This is a genomic window from Streptomyces amritsarensis, from assembly GCF_001953875.1.
Taxonomy (GTDB): Bacteria; Actinomycetota; Actinomycetes; order Streptomycetales; family Streptomycetaceae; genus Streptomyces; species Streptomyces amritsarensis.
Genome location: NZ_MQUR01000101.1, coordinates 1 through 25326 on the forward strand (window position 1 = coordinate 1; position 25326 = coordinate 25326).

Genomic DNA, 25326 nt, shown 5'->3' on the forward strand with positions numbered 1-25326 from the left:
TGACGATCGCCGCATGGGAGGTGCGACCGCCGTGATCGGTAACGATCGCGGCGGCCCGCTTCATGATCGGTTCCCAGTCCGGGTCCGTGATCGAGGTGACGAGTACGCCGCCCGCCGGGAAGCGCTCCAGGTCCACGGGCGTGTCCAGGCGGCACACGGGGCCGGCTCCGATCGCCTCCCCGACGGCGGTGCCCTCGACGAGTGCCTGCCCGGGCATGCCGGTCAGCCGACAGCGGCGAAGGGTCGCCGAACGCCTGCGGGACTGCACGGTTTCCGGCCGGGCCTGGACGATGGCCAGCTCTCCGGTGGTGCCGTCCTTGGCCCACTCCAGGTCCATCGGGCACCCGTAGTGCTCCTCGACCGCCACGGCCCACTCGGCGAGCCGGCGTACCTCTGCGTCCGTCAGGACCCGTGCCGCCCTTTCCTCGGGGCTGGTGTCGACCGTGTCGGTGAGCCCGCCCGGCGCGTAGACGGCCTTGCGGCGCTTCGCCCCGACGCGGACGTCGATGACGGGGTCGAGGGCGGCGTCCTTCAGGGACGGTTTGAAGACGGTGTACTCGTCCGGGTCCGTCCGTCCGCTGACCACGGTCTCGCCGAGCCCCCACGCGGCGCTGACCACGACGACGTTCGGGAAGCCGCTCTCGGGGTCGAGGGTGAACATCACCCCGGCGCCGGCGAGGTCGGAGCGGACCATCGACTGGACTCCCACGGACAGCGCCACCCGCAGATGGTCGAAGCCCATGCGCTCGCGGTAGTCGATGGCCCGGTCGGTGAAGAGCGAGGCGAAGCAGCGGTGCACGGCGTCCAGCAGCTGCTCGGTGCCGCGCACGTTCAGGTACGTGTCCTGCTGCCCGGCGAAGCTGGCCTCGGGCAGGTCCTCGGCGGTCGCGCTGCTGCGTACGGCGACCTCCGGGTCGGTCCGGCCCAGCCGACGGCCGAGGTCGGCGTACGCGGCGCCGATCTCGTCGCGCAGCGCCCCGGGCAGGGGTGCGCCCATGATCAGGGATCGGAGCCCCGCGCCCACGTCCTCCAACGCGGCGCCGTCGTGGAATCGGTCGAGCTGCTCCTGCATCCGGGCCCGCAGCCCGTTTCGGTCGAGCAGTTCTTCGTAGGCCTCCGCGGTGGTGGCGAAGCCGGGCGGTACGCTCACGCCGGCGGCGGCCAGCCGCACGGTCAGTTCACCGAGGGAGGCGTTCTTGCCGCCGACGCGGGCGACGTCACCGCGGCCGAGGCGGGCGAAGGGTATGACGCGTCCTGCGTGTGCCATGGCGGCCTCCGGGGTCTTCCTGGAAGGGCGGTGCTCAGTACGGCAGCGGGCGGCCGGAGGGCGTGCGCAGGTCCAGCGGGGCAGGCCTGCGAGGCTGCTTCGGCCGGGTCCGGATCCGTATGCGCTGCATCGTGGTCACCCTCTTGGGGAAGCGGCGCCGGGTCGGCGCCCGGATTCCACGCTCACCCCGCGCGGTGGGCCGGCCGCAGTGCCGAGGGGGGTCGTTGCCCAGGGCCGACCGGCCCCCTTGCGAGGGGGGCCGATGGTCCCCTCTCAGTCCGGCTCCATGTAGGGGCGGCGGAAGATCGGCGCCTGGCGGGTTCCCCACGGGTGCAGGGCTGCCAGTGCCTGCACGACCGCTGATTCGAGGGACCCGCTCGTGTCGATGGTGACGGCTTCGGGCCATGCGGCCTCGCGGGCGGCCATGGCTCTGGCGACGGCCGCGTCGGCGTCGGACGGACCTGCGGTGCGGGCCTTCATCCGGGCTTCCGCCACCTGACCGGGAACGTGGCAGTGCAGTGCCACGAGGTCCGCGGCAGCGTGTCCGGCCACCCGGACGGCGGCTTCACGCCGGCCGGCATCGGTCCAGGTGGCGTCGAGCACGACCGATTCGCCGGCGGCCAACAACGCCGACGCGCGGTCGAGGAGGGCCGTGTACGCCTCGGCCGTCCGCTCCGGTGTGTACAGGCCCTCGCCGTAGCCTGCCGGTGCCGGCTGTTCCGCCGGGATGCCCGCCAGCTCCTTCCGGATCCGGTCGCTGCTGAGAAGGGTCACGCCGAGACGGTCGGCCAGGGCGCCGGAGAGGGTGGACTTGCCGCTGCCCGGAAGCCCGCCGACGAGGGTGAGGCCGACGGCGGAGGTGCGCAGGTGCCGCAGGGCGATCGATGCCAGTCGCCGCGCCGCCGCCTCCGCGCCGGGGGCACCCTGCGCGGCCTGGATCAGGGACACCTTGGCCCGCACGAACGCGCGATAGGCGACGTAGTGGTGCCGCAGGGAAGGCGGCGCCGGGTCGCCTGAGTACGCGCAGTAGCGGGAGAGGAAGTACGCGGCGGCCTCCGGAGCCCCGAGACGCTCCAGGTCCATGGCGAGGAACGCGGCGTCGTCGAGGCCGTCGACGTATCGCAGGTGGTCGTCGAATTCGAGGCAGTCGAGGATGCGGGGACCGTCGTCCAGGCAGAAGATGTCGTCGGCGAGCAGGTCGCCGTGGCCGTCGACGATCCGCCCCTGCCGGATGCGGGCGTCGAACAACGGCCCCCGTCCGCTGAGGTAGCGGCGTACCAGGCGCTCGGTCTCGGCCAGGCCGTCGGGCAGGTGCTCGGCGTCGACCAGCTCACGCACCTGCGTGAAGCCGGCTTCCCAGCGCGCCGACAGCGCGTCCCTGGTGCCCTGGGCGTCCACTTCCGGGCCCCGGGCCGCACCCGCATGGTGCGCGGCGAGCCGACGGGCGACGGCGTCGAGGGACCGGTCCACGTCCGCGCCTTCGGCGACGAGCGCCGAGAGGCGGCGCCCGGTCGGCATCCTGCGCATCACGACGACCGGTTCGGGCACGTCTGCTGTGGGGCTGCGGAACTCCCCCACCCCGAGGTAGACGTCCGGCGCGAACTGCCGGTTGAGTGCGACTTCCCGTTCGCAGACGCTTCGGCGGGCCTCGACGGTGCTGTAGTCCAGGAAGCCCAGGTCGACGGGCTTCTTGAGCTTGTAGGCATGGTCTCCCACGAACAGCACCACCGCTGTATGGGTCTCGCGCACCTCCGCCCGCGGTGGCGGTGCGGCGTCGTCTCCGAAGCCCGTCCGCGACACCGGCCCGACGGACGGGTGGCCGGTCCGCGGGGGCTGCGGGGGGTCGGTGCCGGGCTCAGTCATGGGGTACGACCGCTACGGGGCAGCGTGCATGGTGGATGGCGGCCTGGGCGACCGACCCCAGGCAGGGTGCCAGGGGCGGACGGTCCTTGCGCCGTCCGACGACCAGCATCGCGGCGGTTTCGGCGGCTTTCGCCACGGCCCTGGCCGGGCTTTCGAGGCTGACGCTGTCGACGACGTCGAGGTCCGGATACTGCACCCGCCACCGTTGGAGGGCCGCATTCAGCCTCGTCCTGGCCTCGTGCTCGATCTCCCGGGTCACTTCGTGGTCCGCGCCCCACGGCATGTGGGCGTGCAGGGGAAGGGTTTCGCCGTGTACGGCCCGCAGCGGCAGTCCACGAGCCGCCGCCGCTTCGAAGGCGAACGCCAGGAGGTCGTCGCACGGGCCGGCCAGTTTCAACGCCGCCACCACGGCGGCCGTACGGGGCGGAGGGGACTGTCCGGCCTCGTCTGCGCCCGCCCTGACCAGGACCACCGGACGCACGGCCCGGCCCACGACGGCCGTACTGATGTCACCGAGGAAATAGCTCGGGACGGACTCCAGTCCCCGTGAACCGAGCACCGTCAGCTCGGACTCGGCTGCCACCCGCAGGAGTGCGTCCTGGGCGTCTTCGGCGACGAGCTCACCGATGACCGTCAGCCCCGGGTGCGTGGCCTGGATTTCCGCTCGTGTGGTGTGCACGAGCTTCTTGGCCCAGTAGTTCTGGTCGAGGGCCGAGGACGCGTGCGCCGGATCCGGCGCCAGCATGGGCCAGGCGTGGAGGAGCCGCAGTGTGAGCCGGCGCCGCTGGGCCTCGTCGGCGGCCCAGCGGGCGGCGGCGACGCTCTCCGGCGAGCCGTCGAGGCCCACGGTCACGACCGGGTCCATGGCATCGGCCTCCTCTCGCCGGACGGTGGGAAGGGCACAGCGGGTGGCATGTACCCCGACCGCGGGCGCGCCGCGGCGTCGGCTCTCGACGCCTGCCGGGCGGCGTGGATCAGCGGCCCGCGCAGACGGTCTCGACGAAGTGGCCCACCTGGTCGTCGGACAGGTGCCGGGCGAGATCGGCTTCACTGATCATGCCCACGAGGCGGTGGTCCGCGATGACGGGGACGCGCCGGATGTGATGGTCCTGCATGGTGGCCAGGATCTGGTCCGCCCCCGCGTCGGCGTCGACGGTCACGGGCTTGCCCTGGGCCAGTTGCCCGGCCGTCATGTGGCTGGGGTCCTTTCCCTTGGCCAGGCATTTGATCACGATGTCGCGGTCGGTGATGATGCCGTGCAGTCGGTCGTCGGGGCCGCAGATGGGAAGTGCTCCGACGTCCAGCTCACTCATTCGGCGCGCGGCGTCCATGAGCGTCTCCGTCTCCTGGACGCATGAAGCGCCGGCGTGCATGATCTCGCGTGCTGTCTTCATGGCCGCCTCCTCTGCTCCCCCTAGTTCAGTCTGGCGGCCCCGGCGCCCTGTCGCGCGTCGGGCGGACGGTCTTGCTGCCGGCCTGCGGTCTCCGGGCCCGGCCACGCCGTACGGTTGCGGTGCGGGCCGGTGCGGGCCGGTGCGGGCCGGTGCGTGAGGCCGCCGGCGGCCGCGTGCGGAAGGGGATCGAGGATCCGATGGAGGCAGGCAGCCGGGTGGAGGCAGGCAGCCGGACGGTGGTCATCGGCTTGGGCAACGAGTTCCGCCGCGATGACGGTGTGGGGTGGACCGTGGCCGGTCTGCTGAGGCGCCGGGCCGAGGAGTTCCGCCTGCCCCCGGGTGTCGTCGTCGCGCAGTGTGACGGGGATCCCGGGCGCCTGATCGAACTGTGGGGGGACGCCGGTCTGGCCGTCGTCGTGGATGCGTGCTTTCCACCCGCCGCGGAGCCGGGGCGCACCCATCGCTGGGAGGAGGCCGCGGGCGGCCCACCGCGTACGACCGGCCCGGCGCGGCACAGCACGCACGGGCTCGGCTTCGCGGAAGCCGTGGACCTGGGGCGCGCACTCGGCCGCATCCCCCGTCGCCTGATCGTGTACGCCGTCGAAGGGGCGGATCTCTCGCCGGGGCCGGGCCTGACTCCCGCGGTGGCGGGCGTGGTACCGGAACTGCTCCGACGGATCAGGGCCGACCTCGAACGCCACGGCGTCTTCGCCGGCGGCGCCCGCGGCGTGCACGACGGGCGGCCGACGGGAACTCGCCGGACGGAGGTCACCGCCCGCTGGCCGTTCGCCTGACACCCTGGCCGTGGGCAGTCGCGCGGTACGGCCTCCCGAGGGAGGCGGAGCCGCCGTCTGCACCTCGCCTCGCGTCGGTGACGGGGCACGGACGGGAGGCGGAACATGACCAGTCCCGCGGAAAGCCGGCCCCGTGACGGCGGGATCGAGGCGGTACTCGACCGCAGCGGTCTGGCCGCGCTCGTGACGGCCCTGCAGCATCGTGGCCGGACGGTGATCGGCCCGACCGTACGGGACGGCGCGATCGTGCTCGACGAGTTGGACTCCGCCACCGCCCTGCCCTACGGGTGGGGAGTGGAACTGGAGGCGGGTACCTACCGGCTCGTTCGACGTGACGACGGGGCCGCGTTCTCGCACAGTGCGGGCCCCCAGTCGTGGAAGTCGTTCCTGCACCCCGAGCGGGTACGGCAGTGGTCCGCGGACCGTGGACCCGGTGGCGGCCTGACGGTGCGCGAGGAGAGGCCGCAGGCGGTCTCCTACGCCTTCCTCGGCGTGCGGCCCTGCGACCTGCGGGCCATCCGGATCCTGGACCTGGTCATGGCGGGTGGCCGATACCCCGATCCGGCCTACCTCTCCCGGCGGACGGGAGCCTTCCTGATCGCCGTCGAGTGCACCGAGCCGGGTGCCACCTGCTTCTGCGTCTCGATGGGGACAGGGCCGGCCGCGGACGCCGGGTACGACCTCGCCCTCACGGAGGTGGTGGACGACGACGGCCACCGCTTCCTGTGCCGCAGCGGGACCGAGGAGGGAGCCGACGTCCTCGCGGAACTGCCCCGCCGTGCCGCCGACGACGCGACCCGGACCGCCGCGGTCCTGGGGGTGCGTGCGGCCGCCGACCGCATGGGCCGGTCCATGCCGCCGGTGGACCTGCGCACGCTGATGCGGGACACCTTGGAGGCGGAGCGCTGGGACGATGTCACGGCCCGGTGCCTGAGCTGCGGCAACTGCACCATGGTCTGTCCGACCTGCTTCTGCACGACCACCGAGGACGTCACCGACCTGACCGGCGACCACGCCGAGCGGTGGCGCCGCTGGGACTCCTGCTACGACCTGGACTTCTCCCTCCTGCACGGTGGTCCCGTCCGGTCCAGCCCCCGCAGCCGCTACCGCCAGTGGCTCACCCACAAACTCGGCACCTGGCACGACCAGTTCGACAGCTCCGGCTGCGTCGGCTGCGGCCGCTGCATCGTCTGGTGCCCCACCGGCATCGACCTCACCGAGGAGGCCCATGCCCTGCACCGGGAAGCCTCAGGGAGCCAGGACGCGCCGTGACCACGTCTGCGGAGCGTCCTTGCGGCGCACGACTGCTCGCCGCTCTGCCGGCAGATGAGCGTGAGCTGCTGGTGTCCCTCGCCCGCACCGTCGCCCTGCCGGCCGGCACGCGCGTCTTCGAGGAGGGCGAGGAAGCGGACCGCTTCTGGATCCTGTGCTCGGGAACCGTCGCCCTCGACATCCACATCCCCGGCCGCGGCAGCGCCGTCGTCGAGACGATCGGTGCGGACGGCCTGCTGGGCTGGTCGTGGCTGTGCCCGCCACGGCAGTGGCACCTCGGCGCCGAGACCCGGGAGCCGGTCCTCGCCTGGGAGTTCGACGCCGCGGCGGTACGCGCCCTGTGCGCCGAGCGGCCCGCGCTGGGTCTGGCCCTGGTCACCCTCGTCGCCGAGACCATCGGAGAACGGCTCCGGGCCACGCGCACCCGGCTGCTCGACCTGTACGGGCCGTCGGCGGACGGACCGGCCCCATGACCCTGACACCGCTCCCCTACCGCGTGGTCGACCGGCGGGAGGAGACGCGCGACACCGCCACCCTCACGCTGGCACCCTCCGGCGAGCCTCTCGCGCCCTTCGCGCCGGGGCAGTTCGCCATGGTCTACGCGTTCGGCGTGGGTGAGATCCCCGTGTCCGTGTCCCGGATCCTCGACAGCGGCCGTCTGGTCCACACGGTACGGGCCGTCGGCGCGGTCTCGCGCGCGCTGCACGGCCTCGGGCCCGGCGCCCACGTCGCGGTCCGCGGCCCGTTCGGCCGCGGATGGGACACAACGGCCGCTCGTGGGCGTGATGTGCTCGTCGTCGCCGGCGGCATCGGCCTCGCCCCGCTCCGTCCCCTGCTCGACACGGTGCTGGCCGAGCCGGAGGCGTACGGGCGGCTCAACGTCCTCGCCGGGGCACGGAGCCCGGACGACCTGCTGTACGGGGACGAAATCCCCTCCTGGCGACGGCCGTTCGCGCAGGCCACCGTCGACCGGCCCTCGGCCGGCTGGAAGGGCCGGGTGGGAATCGTCACCGGCCTCATCGGCGAAGCCCGTTTCCGGCCGCCGGACACGACCGCCTTCGTCTGCGGGCCCGAGGTCATGATCCGGGCCACGGCGCGCACGCTCATGCACCAGGGCGTGGACGCCGCACGCATCCAGGTGTCCCTCGAACGCAACATGCGCTGTGCGACCGGACACTGCGGGCACTGCCAGCTCGGCCCCCTGCTGCTGTGCCGCGACGGCCCGGTGGTCGGCTACGACCGGGCCGAATCCCTGCTCACCGTGCGGGAGCTGTGAGATGCATCCTCCTGAACCACCTGCGCCGGCCGCCCGTCCGCGGCTGGGCGTGTTCAAGTTCGCCTCGTGCGACGGTTGCCAGCTCACCCTGCTGGACTGCGAGGACGAACTGCTCGCCCTCGCCGCCGAAGTCGACATCGCACATTTCGCGGAGGCGTCCAGCGATGCGGCGCCAGGTCCCTACGACCTCGCGCTGGTCGAGGGCTCGGTCAGCACGCCCGAGCATCTGGACCGTGTCCGCCGCATCCGCGCCGAGTCCCGCCATCTCGTCACCATCGGTGCGTGCGCCACCGCCGGCGGCGTCCAGGCGCTGCGCAACTACGCCGACGTGGAGGAGTACCTCGCCACCGTCTACGCCCACCCCGAGTACATCGCCACCCTCGCCACGTCCACGCCGATCTCCGCCCACGTCCGCGTCGATTTCGAACTGCGCGGCTGCCCCATCGACCGCGGGCAGCTCCTGGAGGTCATCACGGCTTTCCTCTCCGGTCGCAAGCCGGGGATTGCGAACCACAGCGTCTGCTTCGCCTGCAAGCGACGCGGCAACGTGTGCGTCACCGTCGCGCACGGAACGCCCTGCCTCGGTCCCGTCACCCACGCGGGCTGCGGGGCCCTGTGCCCGACCTACGGCCGCGGCTGCTACGGCTGCTTCGGGCCGGCCGCCACGACCAACCTGCCCGCGCTGATCCCGGTCCTCCACCGCGACGGGATGGACGACGAGGACATCGGCAGGTTCCTGCACACCTTCAACGTGGCGGACTTCACCGCTGTCGAGGCACGCGGGCCGGGCGTCACCGGCAAGGAGGGCACGGAGTGAAGGAGGAGCCCGAGCCGGCGTCCCGGGTCCTGCGCATTCCCGCCGTCACGCGGGTCGAGGGGGAGGCCGCGCTCCGCCTGCTCGTCCGGGACGGCACCGTGGCCGAGGCGCACCTGGCGATCTACGAACCGCCCCGCTTCTTCGAGGCCTTCCTGCGCGGGAGAGCGCACACCGAACCACCGGATCTCACCTCGCGCATCTGCGGGATCTGCCCCGTCGCCTACCAGATGAGCGCCTGCCGTGCCATCGAGGACGCGTGCGGCGTCACCGTCGGCGGTCAGCTGGCCGCCCTGCGCCGGCTGCTGTACTGCGGCGAGTGGATCGAGAGCCAGACCCTGCACATCCACATGCTGCACGCGCCCGACTTCCTGGGCCGGGCGGACGTCATCGGACTGGCCCGCACCCATCGGGAGCACGTCGAACGCGGACTGCGTCTGAAGCAGGCCGGCAACGCGGTGGTCGAACTGCTCGGGGGGCGGGCCATCCACCCCGTCAACGTCCGCCTCGGCGGCTTCCACCGCACACCGACCCGTGTCCAGCTCCGTCCCTTGGCGGAGCGGCTGCGCACCGCCCTCGACGACGCCTGGGACACGCTGCGCTGGGTGGCCGGGTTCGAGTTCCCCGACGCCGAGTGCGACGCGGACCTGTTCGCCCTGGCCGAGAGCGGCACCTACGCCATCGAGTCCGGTGTTCCGACCGTGCTGCCGTACGACGGACGGCTGGAGCCCCGTGGTTTCCCCCTGCGGGATTTCTGCGACCACGTCTCGGAGAGCCAGGTCCGGCACTCCTCGGCGCTGCACTCACGGCTGGACGGGCGCAGGCATCTCACCGGCTCACTCGCCCGGTGGGCCATCAGCGGGCACCTGTTGTCGCCCCTGGCGCTCGAAGCGGCCCGGGAAGCGGGACTGGGCACGCCCCCGGCGTGGTCGGGGACATCGGGCAACGCGGCCGGCGCCGTCTGCAGGAACCCCTTCCGCAGCATCCTCGTGCGTGCCGTGGAGGTGCTGTACGCCGTGGAGGAGGCGCTCCGGATCATCGACGCCTACGAGCGGCCGGCGCACCCGTTCGTGGAGGTGCCGCCCTGCGCCGGCACCGGGCACGGTGCCACGGAGGCCCCGCGGGGTCTTCTCTACCACCGGTACGTGCTGGACGGCTCCGGCCGCATCACGGACGCGCGGCTCGTCCCGCCCACCGCGCAGAACCAGGGCGCGATCGAGGAGGACCTGCGCCGGACGGTCCAGGGGTGTCTCGACCGTGGAGAGAGCACCGATGAAGAACTGACGCGGCTGTGCGAACGGGCCGTGCGCAACCACGATCCCTGCATCTCCTGCTCCGCCCATTTCCTGGAGCTGGACATCCGCCGCACGCGTGCGGCGCAGTAGCGGGACCGGGTTACCCCTGCCCCGCCGACACGCCCGGCCGCACGATGGTGACCGGGCAGGGAGCGTGCAGGGCCACCTGCTGACTGACCGAGCCCAGAAGGGCCCGGAGGAAACCGCCGCGGCCCCGGCTGCCGACGACCAGCATGTCGGCCCCCGCGGCTGCGTCCACCAGGACGTCCGCGGGGTGTCCGTGCACCAGCCGTTCGTGCACCTGGGATGCGCCGTCCTCGCCGAGGACGGCGCGGACCTCCTCGACCAGGAGCCGCTGCGCCTCTTCCTCGTCGAAATCGGCGTCTACGGCCGGGGCCGACCAGGAGGCCTCCCCGGGCACTTCCCAGGCGGTCACCGCCTCGACCCTGCCTCCGACGAGGCCGGCGTACCGCACCGCCCAGCGCAGCGCGGTCTGGGACGAGGGCGAACCGTCGACGCCCACCACGATCCGCGGAACCTCAGGCTGCATCTCCATGCTTCTGATCCCTTCGGTGCTCTCCTTCCAGCGTGTGCGCAGCGCGGACGTGCCGCCACGCGAGGAGGCCGAAGGACGTACGCGGGCGTCGGTGGGAGGACCGGGCGCCTCAGGCGGAAGGTAGCCGGAACCACCGCTCCTGACCTGCGGCGACCTGCTCGCGTCGGCCGCCCGGGAGCATCAGCGGGACCGGGCCGAGGAGGGAGGCCGGCACTCGGACCCCGAGCCGGCCGGGCCGGAAGCGGATGCGGATGTCCCGGTGCCCGAGGTAGCAGAGCGAGAACTCGGATTCGGGGATCTCGGAGAGCGGCACGGGGTCGACGCGCAGACCGTCGGCGCCGGGTTCCAGCCCCACGATGCCGCGTTCGACGAGGTCGAGGGTTCCGGCCATGGCACCGAGGTGGATGCCCTCGCCGGTGGTACCGCCCTGGATGTCGGTGATGTCGCCGAGGAGGGCTTCCCGGCAGTACCGCCATGCGTCCGCACCCTGCTGCCGGCTGAGCACCCAGCCGTGGACGAGGCTGCTCAGGGTCGACCCGTGGCAGGTCCGGCTCAGGTAGTAGTCCACTGTCCGCGCCCACAGCTCGCCGTCCAGCCGGTAGCCGAGCCGGGAGAACAGGCGGGAGAGTTCCGCGGGACGGAAGAGGTAGCCGAGCATGAGGGTGTCGGCCTGTTTGGACGCCTGGTACCGGTTGGGTGTGTCGCCTTCGGCCTCCAGGATGCGGTCCAGGCGTCGGATGTCGTGGTAGCGGGCCCGGTATCCGTCCCAGTCGAGCTCGGCGAGATCGCCGTAGCCGTGGAACTGGCTGATGACGTCGCGGTGGAAGGGCACATACATACGGCGTGAGACCTCCTCCCATCGCCGGAGCCCGTCCGCGTCGAGCCCGAGCTGTGCGAGCAGTTCGGCCCGCCGAAGGGGCGTGAGCTCCTCGTACAGGTCGAGGGCGCGGCCGAGCACCCAGGCCGCGGTGACGTTGGTGTAGGCGTTGTCGTCGATGCCGGGTGTCGCGGCATCGGGGTAGGCGTCGTGGTATTCGTCCGGCCCGACGACGCCGCGGATGCGGTAGCGGGCGAGGCCGGCGTCCCAGGTCGCGGCACCGGCCCAGAAGTGGGCGGTGTGCAGCAGGAGTTCGGCGCCCGGACCGTGCATGAAGCCGGCGTCGCCGGTGGCGAGGCCGTACTGCCAGACGTTCCAGGCCACGGCCGACCCCACGTGGCGCTGGAGGTGGGAGTGGTCGGGCAGCCAGCGGCCGGAGCGGGGGTTGAGATGCAGCCGCTGCGTCTCCTCGGCACCGGAACTGCCGCTCTGCCAGGGAAACATCGCTCCGACGGCTCCGCTGTGACGCGCGGCGTCCAGGGCCGCGGGCAGCCGCCTGTGCCGGTACATCAGCAGGGCCCGGGCGGTCTCGGGGAAGTGGAGGTCGAGGTAGGGCAGGACGAACAGCTCGTCCCAGAAGACGTGGCCGCGGTAGGCCTCTCCGTGCAGGCCGCGGGCGGGGACGCCCACGTCGAGCTCCGCCGTGTGCGGCGAGAGGGTCTGCAGTACGTGGAAGGCGTGCAGCCGCAGGATCCTGCCGCTCTCCCCTCTCGTCCGCAGTCCGCCCTCGGCCCACATACGCCGCCAGGCTGCTTCGTGCGAAGCCACCAGGGCCGGGAAGGCGGGCGCCCTGCCGGCCTGCTCGACACTGCTGCGGACGGGGTCGGACCGGGGGCGGTCGAGCGAGGTGGACAGGGCCGCGGTCTTCACGACGACGACCGGCCGGCCCCGCCTGATCGGCAGGACCCAGACCTGCCGGGCGGCGGTGGCCGTGGAGGTCCGCTCGACGGCCGCCGAGGGCTGCACCGAGGTACGTACGGCCAGCCCGATCCGGATGCGGGAGACCGCTGTGGTGCAGTCCAGCCATGCGGTGCCGTCCGCCGCCACCCCTGTCCGGTGCACGAGGAGGTGGCGCCCGGCCAGCGCACGATAGCGCTCCACGCCCGCGTTGACGACGTCGGCGTCGAGCACGGCGGCGACCTCGATCCGGCCGCGCCAGCCGTAGGCGTGGAAGACGGTGCGCTGCGCGGCCAGGTGCGGGTCTCCCATGTGGACGAGGCGGAGGTGGGTCACGCCCAGGCGGCGGCCTTCGCCGTCGAGGAAGAGCATGCGGCGGGTGAGGGTTCCGCCACGGAGGTCGAGCGAGACCCGGTAGTGGCGCAGGGCCGGGTGGTCCGGGGTGAGCCAGTCGCCGGGAGGGGCGCCGTCGGGCAGGCAGCGGTAGCGCAGTGCCGTCCAGTCCGGCAGCCGGACCATGTCCTCGTTGGAGACCGTGCGTCCGCCCACGGTGGAGGTGAGCCGGTCGTAGCAGCCGGCGAGATAGGTGGCCGGGTAGTGGATGTCGTCGGCCGTGGCCTCGGGAGCCGATCCGCGCGTGGCGAAGCGCCCGTTGCCCAGGGCACCGAGCGCCTCGACCAACCGTTCGACCTTGGGGTCGTAGCGCTGGTACTCCCAGCGCCAGGACTCGTTCACGGCCGGTGTCCGCACAGCACGGCCGGAAGGGCGTCGAGGCCCGTGAGCACGAGGTGGGCGCCGTGCGCCAGCAGTGCGTCCGCCGTCTGCGGGTCGTCGCTCCGGCAGAGGCCCACGACCAGGGCGAAGCGGCCGCGCCGTCCCGCCTCCACGCCCACGAGTGCGTCCTCCACCACGGCGGTGTGCTCGGGGCCGGTGCCGAGCCGGGCGGCTGCTTCGAGGAAGAGAGCGGGGTCGGGTTTGCCGGGCAGTGCGAGCGCGTCCAGGTCCCGGCCGTCCACCAGGGCGTCGAAGCACCTGCCGAGGTCCGCGGCCCGCAGGAGGGAGCGGGCGTGCTGGGAGGCCGAGACCGCCGCGCATCCGACACTCATCGCGTGGAGCTGCCGGAGCACGGGCCGGACGTCGTCGAAGGCCTCCACGCCTTCGGTCCGCACCATCCGCGAGAAGACCGCCTCCTTGCGGGCGGCCACCGCGTACACCGTGCCGCATCCCGGCGGATCCTGCGGGGTCCCGGGAGGCAGTGCCATGTGGCGGGCGGTGAGGAAAGCGCGTACGCCGTCGAGTCGGGAGCGGCCGTCCACCAGATCCCGGTACTCGCGGGCCGTGTCGAACGGCGGCGGGGGCTCACCGGCGCCCTGCGGCCGCCAGCCGGCAAGACAGCCGTCGAAGGTGTCCTTCCACGCGGCGGCGTGGCGGGCCGCCGTGGCCAGGAGCACCCCGTCCGTGTCGAACACGACGGCACGCACACCGCTCACCAGTCGTGGGCCACACGACGGCCGGTCACCCGGACGGGGGTCAGCCGCATCCACTGATCGCGGTCCCCGCCGGCCCAGGGGCTGGAACGGGCCGTCGCGTTCAGATGCCGGAGCACGTCCGGGTCGGTGACCCCTTGCAGCGCGCCGACGGCCAGGACGCTCCAGCCGCTCGCGGTCACGTCGTCGATGTGGTCGATCTCGAAGGCGGCCTCCGTCCCCGCCGACCTCCCCACGACGGACGCCCCGGAGGTGCGGAAGGCTATGTCGGTCCCCGCCATCAGGTAGTTGACGGGTACCACCACCGGCCCTTCGGAGCTGAAGACCGCGATGCGGCCGACCCCATGGGTGCCCAGCAGGTCGCGGCACTCGGTCTCGCCCAGCGGCACCAGGGCACTGTCGCGACGGGCGGTGGATCGGCCGGGAGCCCGTCCGGCGCTCGCTCCGGTCAGGTCGTCCACCGTGACACCGAGGACGTCGGCGAGCCGCACCAGCGTGCCGATGGCGGGCGAGGCCGCGTGCTCCTCCAGGTAGGCGATGTAGTTGCCGTCGGCACCGCATCTGCGGCCGAGCTCCGCCCGGCTCAGGCCGAGGGCCTCACGCCGGGCTGCCAGGCGGCGGCCCAGGTCGGTACGCCGGGACGCCCGCGCGGACGCCTCGGGCTGGATGGGCGGGGTCCTCTTCATGGTGATCACTGCTCCTGTTCATGGTGATCACTGCTCCTGAGCGGGCACGGCAGCTTGCCGTGCTGCGCCGCCCCCTGCGCCGGGCGTACGGAAGGCGCAGGTGCGGCGTGAGGTCTGGCGGCTCGGCCTTCTTTCTGTTTCGCGTACTTCCGGTTCTGTGAAAACAGCAAGCCCAGCCTGTCTCCGCGCTTCTCCGCCGCGCTTGGGCCGTCCGGGCCCCTCAGGGGGGACCGACCGGACCTCTTCCGGCGTCCCGGCCGGTGCGGTGGTCGAGGCTGCGTCCGTTCGGCAGGCGAGCCCCTCCCGTGTCCCGGCTCCACCGATCCGGTGCTTCGGCGCGTCCGGTCCGGCTGCGCTTCCGCGCGGTGTGGCGTCGGCTGCGGCTCTTCCAGGGTGTCGCGGACCTGCGGCGCCGCAACCGGGACGTGCCGGCTGCACGGCCGCGGTCCCGCGCCGGGCGGGGGCGGGGCCGTCCTGGGCCCGCCGAGGTGGGCCGGACGGCCCCCGCGGTCTGCACCGCGCGGCCCTCCCGGCCGCGACGTCACGTGGCGCACGGTGAGAGGGAAAGCGCTGGAGGCACACCATGAGCACCAGGCACAGCATCCTCGAACAGATGACTCCGGAAGCCCGCGAGGCGCTGCTCGCCCACTCCCGTCAGGTCACCTTCCCGGCCGGGACCCGCATCTTCAAGGAGCGCCAGCGGGCCGAGAACTTCTGGATCATCGAATGCGGCGCCGTCGACCTCGACACCCACGTGCCCGGCCGCAGGAACGCCGTGATCGACACCCTCGGCTACGGCGACCTGCTCGGCTGGTCGTGGATGTTCCGCCCCTTCACCTGGCATCTCGGCGCAGTCGCCACCCACGATGTGATCGCCCTCGAGTTCGACGCCGCCGCCGTACGGGACCTGTGCAGCGAGAACTCGGACGTCGGTCGCTCCGTCTCCACCGCCGTGGCCGCGGTCATCGCCGACCGGCTCGACGCGACCCGTACTCGGCTCCTTGACCTGTTCGCGCCCCGTGGCAGCGCAACCCCGCTCGCCCACGCACGCTGAGGACCCGCCATGACCTCCACCCCGTACACCGTCGCCGACGTCATGACCGCCCGTGTCATCGCCGTCACCCCGGACACCGGCTTCAAGGAGATCGCCGCCGCGATGAAGCGCTGGAAGGTGACCGCGCTGCCCGTCGTCGAAGGCGAGGGGCGCGTCGTCGGCGTCGTCTCCGAAGCCGACCTCCTCCCCAAGGAGGAGTTCCACGAACACCGCCCCGGCATGATCGAACAGATGCGCCGCCTCGGCGACACCGCCAAAGCCGGCTCCACCCGCGCCGAGAACCTCATGACCGCCCCCGCCGTCACCATCCGCCCCGACGCCACGCTCCCCCAGGCCGCTCACCTCATGGCCGACCGCCACATCAAACGACTGCCGGTCGTCGACGCCGACAACACGCTCAAGGGCATCGTCAGCCGGGCCGACCTTCTCAAGGTCTTCCTGCGTTCCGACGAGGAACTCACCGAGGACATCCGTCAGAGCGTCGTCGAACGCCTCTTCCCGCTCTCCCACCGCGGGGTCACCGTCACTGTCACCCAGGGCGTCGCCACCCTGACCGGCAGCGTCCGGGACGATCACCTCATCCCCATGGCCGATCGCCTCACCCGGTCCGTCGAGGGCATCGTGGACGTGCACTGCCGGCTGGAGGCAGGCACCGCACCATGACGCGGGGCTATCCGCGCGGGGCTATCCGAAGGGAACCACGGCGACCGGCGCGGCGCAGTGGTGGATCACGGCATGCGCGACGTGACCGATGTGACCGATGTGGGGTCCTCTCGGCGCCGGGAACCTGCGGCGCCCGACGACCACGAGCTCCGCGCCCACCGAGGCCTCCAAGAGCTGGACCGCGGCGGCTCCGATGACGGCATCCTCGACGACCTGGACGTCCGGGTAGCTCCTGCGCAACGGATCGACCAGCTCTGCCAGGGCGGACGCAATCCGGCCGCCGGCTGTCTCGCCGACGCCCGGATCGGCCACCATCGCGTACACGGACGGACCGGGCGGGGTCCAGCCGTGCACGACGCGAACCCTCGCGCCGCGACGCGCCGCCTCCAGGAACGCGAAGGCGAGTACGGCCGTGTCGGGGTGTCGGAGGTCGGCGCCCACGACGATCTCGCCGGCCCCCGGTCCGAGCGTCGCCGGCGCGGCCGGGGCGGCCGGGGCGTCCGCCCCGTCGGCGCGCACGAGCACGACCGGCTGGTGTGAGCCGCGGACGACGGCGAGAGAAACGGACCCGGCCAGGAACCCGACGAATCCGCCGAGCCCGCGCGAGCCCAGCACCATGAGATCCGACTCGTCCGCGGCCGCCCTCAGCAAGGAGCGGGCGCGGCCCCGCGCCTGTTCGGTCGTCACCTCCAGCCCGGGGTGGTCCGCGCGCAACTGCTCGGCGGTGTCGCGGAGCAGTCCCGTGGACCGCTGCGCGTCGTAGGCGGCGATCGGGTAGGGGATCGCGGGCGCTACGGGCCACTCCTCCACATGGACCATGTGCAACGGGACCTCGCGCCGTACGGCCTCGCGCGCGGCCCAGACGGCCGCTGCGAGACTCTCGGGGGATCCGTCCAGACCCACCGTGACCTGAACCGTCATGGCACACCTCCTCCTCGACGCGTCCGAGCGAGCCTGTCCCCCAGCTTCACGGTCGGACTCCGGTGGTGTGAGGGGCCGACCGGGCCAGACCGCTGCCCGAAGGACCCATGCCCGAGGTCGGCGGACCGCCCACAGTGGCATCACCCACCGGAATCGGAGGCACGACCATGACCGACACTGTGAGGGAAGGGTCTCCTGCGCGGCTGCCCGGCAATGTCCAGCGGGTCCATGTCGCCCATGCCGGGGGCGACGTCTACCTGGTCGACGTGCGCGGGCACCGCTTCCGTGTCGACCAGCCGGCGGACGCGGGCGGAACGGACACCGCGCCCACGCCGACCGAGTTGCTCGCGGCCTCCTTGGCCACGTGCGTCGCCTTCTACGCCGGCCGCTACCTGCACCGCCACGGGCTTTCGCGCGAAGGCCTGGCCGTGCGGGCGGAATTCGCCATGGCCACCGACCGCCCCGCCCGGGTGGCCGCGGTACGCCTGGTGATCGTGCCGCCCCCACAGCTGCCCGAAGGGCGGCGCGCGGGCCTCCTCGCGGTCGCGTCGCACTGCACCGTCCACAACACGCTCCAGCAGCCGCCGGAGATCGCCATCGCCCTCGCGTCGTAGCCGCCGCTCCGCGGAGAAGACGGAGAGCGAGGCGCTGCCCCGCGCCGTCCTGATGGCGGGGTACACCCGTCGGCGGCGAAACAGGCGCCGCGCCGCGCTGCTGGGGGGCCAAGGACGGTGCTACGGGTTCCGGGCCCTGGAGGCCCGCGTCCGCGGGTCAGGTCGCAGGCTTGAGCTACGCCTTGGCGAGTTCCGCCGCCCCGAATGAGACGTCGAACCGGTCGCACCAGATCGCGACACTGGAGTAGTCGGCGAGGTTCACGTCCGCGGGGATCTCGTAGTTCTGGTCGCCCTTGTTGCCCTTGAGCTTGCCAAGGCTGACGTACTTGCCGTCGTCGAAGACCCGCCAGCCCGCCACGCCCTCCTTCACCGGGGCGTCGGTCAGCCACACCCGCAGGTCCGGCCCGTTGCTCGTGTCCAGTCCCTCCAGCCGGAGCACGTGGGAGCCGTCAGCCAGCCGGACGACCTTGGCCGTGCCCTGGGTGTCGTGCTCGTGGCTGATGAACGAGCCCTGGGTCAGGGTCTGCGGCGCGGCCGGCGGCGCCGGGGCAGCGGAGACGGTGCCCGAAGGCCTCCCGCTCGGCGCAGCCGGCGAGGCGGCGGGCAGGGCTTCACTGACCGTCTCGTCCTGCCACAGCTTCCACGGCTGGAACAGGTAGAGCCCCACCGACAGAGCGGCCGTCACCACGATGGCGACAGCCGCCACCAGCGGCCCACGCCGCCCCACAGTCAGCTTCATCTCATGACTCCCTGCTCCGCGCCCGACGGGCGATGTGTCTTCCGACCGCATTCAACTGGACGCCGGGGCCACAAGCCATTACGCCCGCATTACGGACGGGCGGACTCTCCTCCCCCGGCTTTCCGCCCCGCACCCCGCCCAGGCCGCCCTGCCGCCCTGCCGCCCGCCCGTCCGCAGGTCCTGCGCCGAGGGCCGTCATTTCCTGGCCTTGCGGACCCTCGCCCGAGCCCGCGCGGCACGCCTGCTCGCCCTGGTCCCGTGCCACATCCGTACGAGGAGGACGACTGCCGAGGCCCCGAAGAGAGCGGCGGTGATCAGCAGCCAGCGCGCCAGGAACCCGTCCGCGGGGAGGCCCGTGTACGAGGTGAAGTGATCCACCCGACGCAGGATGAGGGGCCACCAGACGAGCAGGAGGACACCGGCGACAAAGGCCGGCACGCGAACGTGGTTGACGCCGACCCGCACCACGAAATCCCGGGCACAGGAAGCACCGCAGACGGCCTGCGCCGCCCGGTCCGTCACCGAGTACAGGGGCAGCAGCAGCACGTCGTGGACCAGGGCCGCTCCGACGAACCACAGGGCCACACCGAAGGTGTCTGCCTTGAGGAGTCTCACGCCCGCGTAGACGGCAAGGGCGAAGGAGGTGGCGACGAGGAGCAGGTGGAGCGGGGAGGCGCCGTAGCGGCGCCGGAAGGCGATCCCGCCCGCGTGCGGGAGGCGGAACTTCACGCCTGCTCCCCGAAGGCGAGGCGGGTGACCCACTTGGTGTTGTGGACACCGGGAGCCCCGGGGACGATCACCCGGGCCGGGTAGCCGTGATCGTGGGAGAGGACGGCCCCGTTGACGCGCACGGCGAGGAGCGAGCGGGTGTCCCGGGCCTGGTTGTCGCGCAGGACCACCGACCGGAACGACCCTCCGCGCTGCACCGACTCCACGAACACCTGCGGGGTGTCCGTGCCGAGCCCGACGAGCGCGGCCAGCTCGGTGAGGCGGACCCCGCTCCACCGCTGGTCGGGGGTCGACCAGCCCTCCACGCAGGCGATGGGCAGCGACGACTCGCTCTGGGGCAGGGCCAGCAGCTGGCCGTACGTCAGGTCGACCTGCCGGCCGGCACCGCGTACGGTCAGCCTCCAGTCGGGTCCGATGTCGCTGGGCCGGATCCCGACCGAGGCCGCGGTCTTGTTGATCTGGAAGCCGTTCGGTCCGGAGCCGGGGTCCTGCCCGTGCGGGGCGAGCAGCGCCGTATGCCGTAACCAGCCGCCCACGCTCTGGCCGGCGGTCACCACCAGCAGTGCCAGCGACCCCAGCCCGACCATGCCGAGAGCGCCCCGGCGCGAGATGGTGGGCGCCGCCGGGCGCGGGGAAACGAGTCCGGCCGCGTCCTGCGTACCGGGTGCCGGCTCCCCCGGCCTGGGCCATACCGCGCGCAGGGCCTTCGGCAGCCGGAAGGCCACGTGGACCACGAAGGCACCGATGAAGACCCAGGCCCCGTAGAAGTGCAGCGTGTAGAAGGAGCCCGGGAAGATGTAGTGCAGCTGCACGTTGAGGATGCCGGTGACGAACTCGAAGCCCGCGCCTCCCACCAGGAGGAGCAGCGACAGCCGCTCGATGCCGTGGGCGACCGACCGTACCGGAGGCCAGGCGAAGAGCTTCGGGATGACCGACCACAGTTTCGCCAGGAGCACCGGCACGAGCACGATCCCGAGGGTGACGTGCACGCCCTGGGTGACGCGGTAGAGCCAGTACGGGGACGTCGGCCAGGGGAACAGGTAGAAGCCGAGCCACCCCTTGTCCGGCGTCTGGTCGTTCACCGCCGCCAGGTCCGGGTTGTACGCCGCGTACGACAGCAGGCCCGTCACGAACAGGATCGTGATCCCGGCGAGCAGGACCAGCCCGAGCACCGAGGTCAGCCAGGGGCCCCGCAGGGGACTGCGCCAGAAGTCCGGGCGCGCGGGCCCGGGCGGCGGACCGGCCGTCCGGGCGGTTCCCCAGGCCGACCGCAATCGCGTCGGCCACTGCGGCCCGGTTTCGTCCGCTTCCGCTTCCGCTTCCGGTTCCGGTTCCGTATCCGAGGCGCGGCCCGCGGCAGCCGGCACACTGCCCTCCTGCGGTCCCGGACGAGCGTGTACCGCATCGTGCGGAGCGGGCGGCGGCGTCTCTTCGGGACCGCTCTGCCCGTTTCCGCTCGCGCCCAAGGCACACCTCCACAGACTCCCCGCAGGGGAACTCCCGGGACATCGCACAGGAGAACATGCCGCACGGGGCCATAGGTGCGCGTGACACGCCAGACTCGATCAGGCCTCGCGAGGTACGGACGTGAGCCTGCGCGCCCGGCCGCCCCCTGCTTGCGAGCACAAGAAGGTGCCGCGGCTGCTGCCCGACGGCCGTGAGGCGGCGGGCCGGCAGAGCCGCCCAGCCTCCGGCATGACGGAAGTCTTACGTGCACGCGTGGGACACGCTTATGCCGCGCGGCACTGCGTAGCGTCCGGAGCATGCGCGTACTCGTCACCGGAGGAGCCGGATTCATCGGCTCCCACATCGTCACCGCCCTCAAGGCCCGCGGCCACGACCCCGTCGTCCTCGACGCCCTGCTGCCCGCCGCACACCCCGGTCCCCCCGCCCTGCCCGACGCGGAGTTCGTCCGCGCCGACGTACGGGACGCCGACGCGGTCCGGGCCGCGCTGCGCGGGGTGGACGTGGTGTGCCACCAGGCGGCGATGGTCGGCCTCGGCAAGGACTTCGCCGACGCCCCCGGCTATGTCGGATGCAACGACCTGGGAACGGCGGTGCTCCTGGCGGAGATGGCGGCCGCCGAGGTCCGCAGGCTCGTCCTCGCCGGGTCGATGGTGGTCTACGGAGAAGGCCGCTACACCTGCGAGCGGCACGGGACGGTGCGCCCGGGACCGCGCCGGACCGACGACCTGACGGTTGGACGGTTCGAGCCGCGCTGTCCCGACTGCGGGGCCGAGCTCGTGCCGGGTCTGGTCGGCGAGGACGCGCCGATGGATCCGCGCAACGTGTACGCCACGACGAAACTGGCGCAGGAGCACCTGGCGGCGTCCTGGGCCCGGTGCGTGGAGGGTCGGGCAGTGTCGCTGCGCTACCACAACGTGTACGGGCCCGGCATGCCGCGCGACACCCCGTACGCCGGGGTGGCCTCGTTCTTCCGGTCGGCGCTGGCCCGGGGCGAGTCCCCCCGGGTGTTCGAGGACGGCGCGCAGCGGCGGGACTTCGTCCACGTGAGGGACGTGGCCTCGGCGAACGTCGTGGCCCTGGAGGCCGTCGGGGGCGCCCCTGCCGGGACGCTGACCGCGTACAACACCGGCAGCGGGGACCCGCACACGGTCGGCGAGATGGCGTCGGCGCTCGCCTCGGCGTACGGGGGGCCCGCGCCGGTCGTGACCGGCGAGTTCCGGCTGGGCGACGTACGGCACATCACCGCCGACTCCGCCCGGCTGCGCGAAGACCTGGGCTGGCATCCACGGGTGGGCTTCGCCGAGGGGATGGCGGATTTCGCGCGGGCGGGTCAGCGGGCCTCGGCGGGCGCCGTCGGCTGAGGCCTCCCGGACAGCCGCAGGGCCCCACGGCCGGGCCGGCCGACACGGCGTCGCCGGCCGGCCCGCGCTCGGTTCCGGCCGCCGGACGGACGGACGGGCTCGGCCGGGCCGGCCGATCGGCCGATTCGGCCCGAGCGGTTCACACCGGGGCCGGGAGGGTCAGTTCGAAGCGGCAGCCGCCAGGCACGTTGTGGACCGGTGTCGAAGACGCGGGGCAGGTCCTCCTCGGGGATACCGCCGCGGGCGTCGGTGACGGACAGCACCACGGCGTCGGCCCGGCGTTCCGCCGCGATCGCGGCGGTGCCGTCGGCCGGGGTGTGGCGGATGGCGTTGACCAGCAGGTTCGACAGGACCCGGGTCATCTCCTTGCCGTCGACCTCCACCGGCAGCCGGTCGACTCCCTCTCCGGCCAGCCGCACCCCGTGCTGCCGGGCGAGGGCGTCGGCGCCCGCCAGAGCGTCGCCCACGAGGTCGTGGAGGGAGATCCGGGTCGGGCTGAGCGAGAGCGCGCCGGCATGGATGCGGGACAGCTCGAACAGGTCGGTGACCATGGAGTTGAGGCGCTCCACCTCGGCACGCAGCTGCCGGTGGTAGCGGGCCGGATCGGCCACGACACCGTCCTCCAGCGCCTCCGACATGGCACGCAGCCCGGCCAGCGGGGTCCGCAGGGCGACGGCGCCGAGCAGTAGCGCGGCCGCCGCGCCGAGCGAGGCGTACAGGGCGATCAGCAGCCGGTCACGCACGGCCGTCCGCCGCCCGCACCGCGCCCTGCCCGGAACCGGGCGGCCGAGCGCCCGCCTCGAAGCGGTATCCGGCCCCTCAGACCGTCCGGATCAACCGCGGGGCGGCCGGATCGTGCTCGCTCCTGCTGCGCAGCCGGCGGCCCTGCACGGGCACGGTCGAGAGGTCGCCGTGTACACGGGGAGGTCGAACTCGCGCAGGGTGAGAGCCTGTTGCGATCCGTTCCGGGTGGCAGGGCGGGCAGCGGCGTCCGCGGCAAGGCCGGCAGCCACAAGCGAGGGTCCGCCGACCGGGGCCGTCGAGGAGTTCCTGCGCAGGACCAGCTCACACGGGCGGCCCGTGCCGTCACGGGGGTGCGCCCGCGGGCAGGGCCGGTTTCGCTGCTGATTGCCATGCCCCCAGGGTGGCACCGCGCCCCACCGTTCGGCCCCGCGCCCGCTGCCCTGCGCCACGGCGTCCGCGTTTCGTAAGGTCTTCGGGCGCCTTTCTGCGCCTTGCGGTTCCTACGGTGTGGAGGGTGACTCCTTCTGCTTGCCGTCCGCCTGTCGCGGACCTCGTACTTCCATGCCTCGACGAGGCCGAGGCGCTGCCCTGGGTGTTGGCGCGGGTGCCGTCCGGGTGGCGGGCCATCGTCGTCGACAACGGTTCCACCGACGGCTCGGCCGACATCGCCCGTTCCCTCGGCGCGACCGTCGTGCACGAGGCCCGGCGCGGCTTCGGCGCGGCCTGCCACGCCGGGCTGCTCGCCGCACGCGCCGAGTTGGTCTGCTTCTGCGACTGCGACGCCTCCATGGACCCCGCTCTGCTCGCTCCGATGGCCGAACGGGTCGCGGCCGGCGAGGCGGACCTGCTGCTCGGCCGCCGCCGTCCCCACGGGCACGGCGCCTGGCCCGCGCACGCCCGGGCCGGGAACATCGCCCTGGCCCGGATGCTGCGCCGTCGCACCGGGCTGCGGCTCCACGACCTCGGCCCGATGCGGGTCGCGCGCCGCGAGGCACTGCTCGGCCTGAAGCTGACCGACCGGCGCAGCGGTTACCCGCTCCAGATGGTCGTACGGGCCTGCGACGCGGGCTGGCGGGTGGCCGAGACCGACGTCCCCTACCTGCCACGCTCCGGGAAGTCCAAGGTCACCGGGACCTGGCGGGGCACCTGGAACGCCGTCCGCGACATGCGCCGCGTCCTGGCCGAACCGCCGGTCACCCGGCCCGCGCCGACCGGGGGGACCTCCGCATGAGCACCCTCCTCGTCATCGCCAAGGCCCCCGTCCCCGGACGGGTGAAAACGCGCCTGACCACCCGGTTCACCCCGCAGCAGGCCGCGGATCTGGCACGGGCCGCACTGGAGGACACCCTCGCGGCGGCCCTGGCCGCCCCGGCCCGGCAGCGCGTCCTGGTCCTGGACGGGCAGCCGGGGGACTGGGTCCCGGCCGGCATCGAGGTCGTCGCCCAGTGCGCGGGCGGCCTGGACGTCCGGCTGGCCGCCGCCTTCGCCGCGGCCGACGGGCCCGCCCTGCTGATCGGCATGGACACCCCGCAGGTCACCCCCGGCCTGCTCGCGCTCGGGCTGGATTTCGCCGAGGCGGACGCCTGGTTCGGGCCCGCCGAGGACGGCGGCTTCTGGGCGCTCGGCCTGGCCGAACCCGACCCTGCCCTCCTGCTCGGCGTCCCGATGTCCGTGGCACACACGGGGAAGGTGCAGCGGCAACGGCTGACCGACGCGGGGCTGACCGTGCGCGACCTGCCCGAACTGTGTGACGTCGACACGCCCGCCGACGCGGAACGGGTCGCCGTGGCCGCACCACGGACCCGTTTCGCCGCCCTGCACGCCGGCCTGTGCGCGGTGACGCGATGACTGCCCAGCTGATCGAACCAGCCAGGTCGGCCTGGCAGGCCGACCCGTACTCCGACGCCCTGCGCGCCGGCCGGGGCCCGCTCTACCTCCGTCGCCACGACGGCTGGCTGCTCCCCCTCGAAGTCGAGCGGTGGTGCGCCGAACCCGACGCAGCCGACGACACCGTACTGGCCCGATGTAGCGGCCCCGTCCTCGACATCGGCTGCGGGCCGGGCCGCCTGGTCGCCGCACTGGCCGGGCTGGGACACGCGGCGCTCGGCGTGGACGTCACCCCCGAGGCGGTGGCCCGTACCGTGCGGGCGGGCGGCAGCGCGCTGTGCCGGTCCGTCTTCGACCCGCTGCCCCGCGAGGGCGGGTGGGGCACGGTCCTGCTCATCGACGGCAACATCGGCATCGGTGGCGACCCCGCCGCCCTCCTGTACCGGGCCGCCGACCTGACCGCACCCGGGGGTTCCCTGCTGGTCGAAGCGGCCACCGCCGACGTCGACGAACGCGTCGAGGTCCACGTCGAGGACGGCGCCGGCGGGCGCGGGGCCTCCTTCCGGTGGGCCCGGCTCGGCACCCGCGCCCTGTGCACCGAGGCGAAGGCCGCGGGCTGGACCCCGTACGACACCTGGCAGGCGGCGGGCCGGCATTTCGTGCATCTGACCCACTGACCGGTACGCCACGGAGAACCGCCGGGGTGGGGTCCGCTGCTGCGGACCCCAC

Annotated in this window: 25 protein-coding genes and 1 pseudogene; 13 read left to right on the forward strand and 13 right to left on the reverse strand. The window is 73.2% G+C overall.

Features of this window, described 5'->3' with window-relative positions:
* From AVW11_RS29965 to AVW11_RS29980, 4 genes are all read right to left on the reverse strand, one after another.
* Positions 1–1267 (reverse strand): PEP/pyruvate-binding domain-containing protein (locus AVW11_RS29965; protein WP_240528305.1); only part of this gene is annotated, 1267 nt, incomplete at its 3' end.
* Between the two features lie 273 nt (positions 1268–1540).
* Positions 1541–3016 carry a bifunctional aminoglycoside phosphotransferase/ATP-binding protein gene (locus tag AVW11_RS29970; RefSeq protein ID WP_060177580.1) on the reverse strand — a complete coding sequence of 492 codons (1476 nt, stop codon included), beginning with the start codon at positions 3014–3016 and terminating at the stop codon, positions 1541–1543.
* A gap of 106 nt (positions 3017–3122) precedes the next feature.
* Complete coding sequence (locus AVW11_RS29975; RefSeq protein ID WP_060177379.1) at positions 3123–3995, reverse strand: universal stress protein; 873 nt, start codon at positions 3993–3995, stop codon at positions 3123–3125.
* A 109-nt stretch (positions 3996–4104) separates the two neighbouring features.
* On the reverse strand, positions 4105–4524 hold the full coding sequence (locus AVW11_RS29980; protein ID WP_030844025.1) for a CBS domain-containing protein: 420 nt from the start codon (positions 4522–4524) through the stop codon (positions 4105–4107).
* 197 nt (positions 4525–4721) lie between these two features.
* On the opposite strand from AVW11_RS29980, the gene AVW11_RS29985 reads away from it, so the two are divergent.
* The 6 genes from AVW11_RS29985 (at position 4722) to AVW11_RS30010 (ending at position 10065) form a co-directional block, all read left to right on the forward strand.
* Positions 4722–5318 carry a hydrogenase maturation protease gene (locus tag AVW11_RS29985; protein WP_079250858.1) on the forward strand — a complete coding sequence of 199 codons (597 nt, stop codon included), beginning with the start codon at positions 4722–4724 and terminating at the stop codon, positions 5316–5318.
* Positions 5319–5423: 105 nt separating this feature from the next.
* Positions 5424–6590 (forward strand): 4Fe-4S dicluster domain-containing protein, encoded by a 1167-nt coding sequence (locus tag AVW11_RS29990; RefSeq protein WP_076046582.1) that lies wholly within the window; start codon positions 5424–5426, stop codon positions 6588–6590.
* Positions 6587–7063 (forward strand): cyclic nucleotide-binding domain-containing protein, encoded by a 477-nt coding sequence (locus tag AVW11_RS29995; RefSeq protein WP_060177378.1) that lies wholly within the window; start codon positions 6587–6589, stop codon positions 7061–7063. Before AVW11_RS29990 ends, AVW11_RS29995 begins: the two co-directional genes overlap by 4 nt.
* A complete protein-coding gene (locus AVW11_RS30000) occupies positions 7060–7866 on the forward strand; it encodes an FAD/NAD(P)-binding protein (protein WP_076046583.1) in 807 nt (268 codons plus the stop codon). Before AVW11_RS29995 ends, AVW11_RS30000 begins: the two co-directional genes overlap by 4 nt.
* A gap of 1 nt (position 7867) precedes the next feature.
* Positions 7868–8683, forward strand: a complete 816-nt coding sequence (locus AVW11_RS30005; RefSeq protein ID WP_060177376.1) for an NADH-quinone oxidoreductase subunit B family protein — start codon at positions 7868–7870, stop codon at positions 8681–8683.
* A complete protein-coding gene (locus tag AVW11_RS30010) occupies positions 8680–10065 on the forward strand; it encodes a Ni/Fe hydrogenase subunit alpha (RefSeq protein WP_076046584.1) in 1386 nt (461 codons plus the stop codon). Before AVW11_RS30005 ends, AVW11_RS30010 begins: the two co-directional genes overlap by 4 nt.
* Before the next feature lie 10 nt (positions 10066–10075).
* On the opposite strand, the gene AVW11_RS30015 is transcribed toward AVW11_RS30010, so the two are convergent.
* The 4 genes from AVW11_RS30015 to AVW11_RS38740 all read right to left on the reverse strand — a co-directional run bounded on the left by AVW11_RS30015 (position 10076) and on the right by AVW11_RS38740 (position 14478).
* The gene (locus AVW11_RS30015) at positions 10076–10531 is read right to left on the reverse strand and encodes a universal stress protein (protein ID WP_060177374.1); all 456 of its coding nucleotides are present in this window, start codon (positions 10529–10531) and stop codon (positions 10076–10078) included.
* A gap of 109 nt (positions 10532–10640) precedes the next feature.
* Positions 10641–13040, reverse strand: coding sequence for a glycoside hydrolase family 65 protein (locus AVW11_RS30020; RefSeq protein WP_076046585.1), 2400 nt, complete (start codon positions 13038–13040; stop codon positions 10641–10643).
* Positions 13037–13786, reverse strand: a complete 750-nt coding sequence (locus AVW11_RS38735; RefSeq protein WP_240528306.1) for an HAD family hydrolase — start codon at positions 13784–13786, stop codon at positions 13037–13039. The genes AVW11_RS30020 and AVW11_RS38735 overlap by 4 nt, the downstream gene beginning before the upstream one ends.
* Positions 13787–13791: 5 nt before the next feature.
* Positions 13792–14478, reverse strand: coding sequence for a helix-turn-helix domain-containing protein (locus tag AVW11_RS38740; protein ID WP_060177578.1), 687 nt, complete (start codon positions 14476–14478; stop codon positions 13792–13794).
* A gap of 583 nt (positions 14479–15061) precedes the next feature.
* Here AVW11_RS38740 and AVW11_RS30035 point away from each other — a divergent pair.
* Positions 15062–15532, forward strand: coding sequence for a cyclic nucleotide-binding domain-containing protein (locus AVW11_RS30035; RefSeq protein ID WP_076046586.1), 471 nt, complete (start codon positions 15062–15064; stop codon positions 15530–15532).
* Positions 15533–15541: 9 nt separating this feature from the next.
* A complete protein-coding gene (locus AVW11_RS30040; RefSeq protein ID WP_030844056.1) occupies positions 15542–16195 on the forward strand; it encodes a CBS domain-containing protein in 654 nt (217 codons plus the stop codon).
* A 21-nt stretch (positions 16196–16216) separates the two neighbouring features.
* Here the strand turns inward: AVW11_RS30040 and AVW11_RS30045 are convergent, their stop codons facing one another.
* Complete coding sequence (locus AVW11_RS30045) at positions 16217–17116, reverse strand: universal stress protein (RefSeq protein WP_076046587.1); 900 nt, start codon at positions 17114–17116, stop codon at positions 16217–16219.
* A gap of 167 nt (positions 17117–17283) precedes the next feature.
* Between AVW11_RS30045 and AVW11_RS30050 the strand changes: the two genes are divergently transcribed.
* Entirely contained in the window at positions 17284–17730 is a 447-nt protein-coding gene (locus tag AVW11_RS30050) for an OsmC family protein (protein ID WP_076046588.1), read from the forward strand.
* Positions 17731–17905: 175 nt separating this feature from the next.
* On the opposite strand, the gene AVW11_RS30055 is transcribed toward AVW11_RS30050, so the two are convergent.
* From AVW11_RS30055 to AVW11_RS30065, 3 genes are all read right to left on the reverse strand, one after another.
* Positions 17906–18469, reverse strand: a complete 564-nt coding sequence (locus AVW11_RS30055; RefSeq protein WP_076046589.1) for a DM13 domain-containing protein — start codon at positions 18467–18469, stop codon at positions 17906–17908.
* A 195-nt stretch (positions 18470–18664) separates the two neighbouring features.
* A complete protein-coding gene (locus tag AVW11_RS30060; protein ID WP_234362163.1) occupies positions 18665–19198 on the reverse strand; it encodes a hypothetical protein in 534 nt (177 codons plus the stop codon).
* On the reverse strand, positions 19195–20472 hold the full coding sequence (locus tag AVW11_RS30065) for a molybdopterin-dependent oxidoreductase (protein WP_076046595.1): 1278 nt from the start codon (positions 20470–20472) through the stop codon (positions 19195–19197). Before AVW11_RS30065 ends, AVW11_RS30060 begins: the two co-directional genes overlap by 4 nt.
* A gap of 489 nt (positions 20473–20961) precedes the next feature.
* On the opposite strand from AVW11_RS30065, the gene AVW11_RS30070 reads away from it, so the two are divergent.
* A complete protein-coding gene (locus AVW11_RS30070) occupies positions 20962–22026 on the forward strand; it encodes an NAD-dependent epimerase/dehydratase family protein (RefSeq protein ID WP_076046590.1) in 1065 nt (354 codons plus the stop codon).
* Here AVW11_RS30070 and AVW11_RS39370 read toward each other — a convergent pair.
* Positions 21996–22847: pseudogene (locus tag AVW11_RS39370) on the reverse strand (sensor histidine kinase); the annotation flags it as partial. The gene AVW11_RS30070 and the pseudogene AVW11_RS39370 overlap by 31 nt on opposite strands.
* A gap of 437 nt (positions 22848–23284) precedes the next feature.
* Here AVW11_RS39370 and AVW11_RS30080 point away from each other — a divergent pair.
* Genes AVW11_RS30080 through AVW11_RS30090 form a run of 3 tightly spaced genes read left to right on the forward strand, consistent with a single transcriptional unit; the run spans position 23285 to position 25274 of the window.
* Entirely contained in the window at positions 23285–24001 is a 717-nt protein-coding gene (locus AVW11_RS30080; RefSeq protein WP_076046591.1) for a glycosyltransferase family 2 protein, read from the forward strand.
* Entirely contained in the window at positions 23998–24618 is a 621-nt protein-coding gene (locus AVW11_RS30085) for a TIGR04282 family arsenosugar biosynthesis glycosyltransferase (RefSeq protein ID WP_076046592.1), read from the forward strand. The genes AVW11_RS30080 and AVW11_RS30085 overlap by 4 nt, the downstream gene beginning before the upstream one ends.
* Positions 24615–25274: a methyltransferase domain-containing protein gene (locus AVW11_RS30090; protein WP_076046593.1), complete on the forward strand. Its 660-nt coding sequence runs from the start codon at positions 24615–24617 to the stop codon at positions 25272–25274. The genes AVW11_RS30085 and AVW11_RS30090 overlap by 4 nt, the downstream gene beginning before the upstream one ends.
* Positions 25275–25326 lie beyond the last annotated feature (52 nt).

Bases quoted from the DNA above. Each gene is read 5' to 3' on its own strand.
- AVW11_RS29980 (WP_030844025.1), bottom strand. From the start codon at position 4,524: ATGAAGACAGCACGCGAGATCATGCACGCCGGCGCTTCATGCGTCCAG.
- AVW11_RS30035 (WP_076046586.1), top strand. From the start codon at position 15,062: ATGAGCACCAGGCACAGCATCCTCGAACAGATGACTCCGGAAGCCCGC.
- AVW11_RS30070 (WP_076046590.1), top strand. From the start codon at position 20,962: ATGCGCGTACTCGTCACCGGAGGAGCCGGATTCATCGGCTCCCACATC.
- AVW11_RS38740 (WP_060177578.1), bottom strand. From the start codon at position 14,478: ATGAAGAGGACCCCGCCCATCCAGCCCGAGGCGTCCGCGCGGGCGTCC.
- AVW11_RS30015 (WP_060177374.1), bottom strand. From the start codon at position 10,531: ATGGAGATGCAGCCTGAGGTTCCGCGGATCGTGGTGGGCGTCGACGGT.
- AVW11_RS30005 (WP_060177376.1), top strand. From the start codon at position 7,868: ATGCATCCTCCTGAACCACCTGCGCCGGCCGCCCGTCCGCGGCTGGGC.
- AVW11_RS30000 (WP_076046583.1), top strand. From the start codon at position 7,060: ATGACCCTGACACCGCTCCCCTACCGCGTGGTCGACCGGCGGGAGGAG.
- AVW11_RS30045 (WP_076046587.1), bottom strand. From the start codon at position 17,116: ATGACGGTTCAGGTCACGGTGGGTCTGGACGGATCCCCCGAGAGTCTC.
- AVW11_RS30090 (WP_076046593.1), top strand. From the start codon at position 24,615: ATGACTGCCCAGCTGATCGAACCAGCCAGGTCGGCCTGGCAGGCCGAC.
- AVW11_RS30085 (WP_076046592.1), top strand. From the start codon at position 23,998: ATGAGCACCCTCCTCGTCATCGCCAAGGCCCCCGTCCCCGGACGGGTG.
- AVW11_RS30050 (WP_076046588.1), top strand. From the start codon at position 17,284: ATGACCGACACTGTGAGGGAAGGGTCTCCTGCGCGGCTGCCCGGCAAT.
- AVW11_RS29985 (WP_079250858.1), top strand. From the start codon at position 4,722: ATGGAGGCAGGCAGCCGGGTGGAGGCAGGCAGCCGGACGGTGGTCATC.
- AVW11_RS29990 (WP_076046582.1), top strand. From the start codon at position 5,424: ATGACCAGTCCCGCGGAAAGCCGGCCCCGTGACGGCGGGATCGAGGCG.
- AVW11_RS29975 (WP_060177379.1), bottom strand. From the start codon at position 3,995: ATGGACCCGGTCGTGACCGTGGGCCTCGACGGCTCGCCGGAGAGCGTC.
- AVW11_RS30040 (WP_030844056.1), top strand. From the start codon at position 15,542: ATGACCTCCACCCCGTACACCGTCGCCGACGTCATGACCGCCCGTGTC.
- AVW11_RS30055 (WP_076046589.1), bottom strand. From the start codon at position 18,469: ATGAAGCTGACTGTGGGGCGGCGTGGGCCGCTGGTGGCGGCTGTCGCC.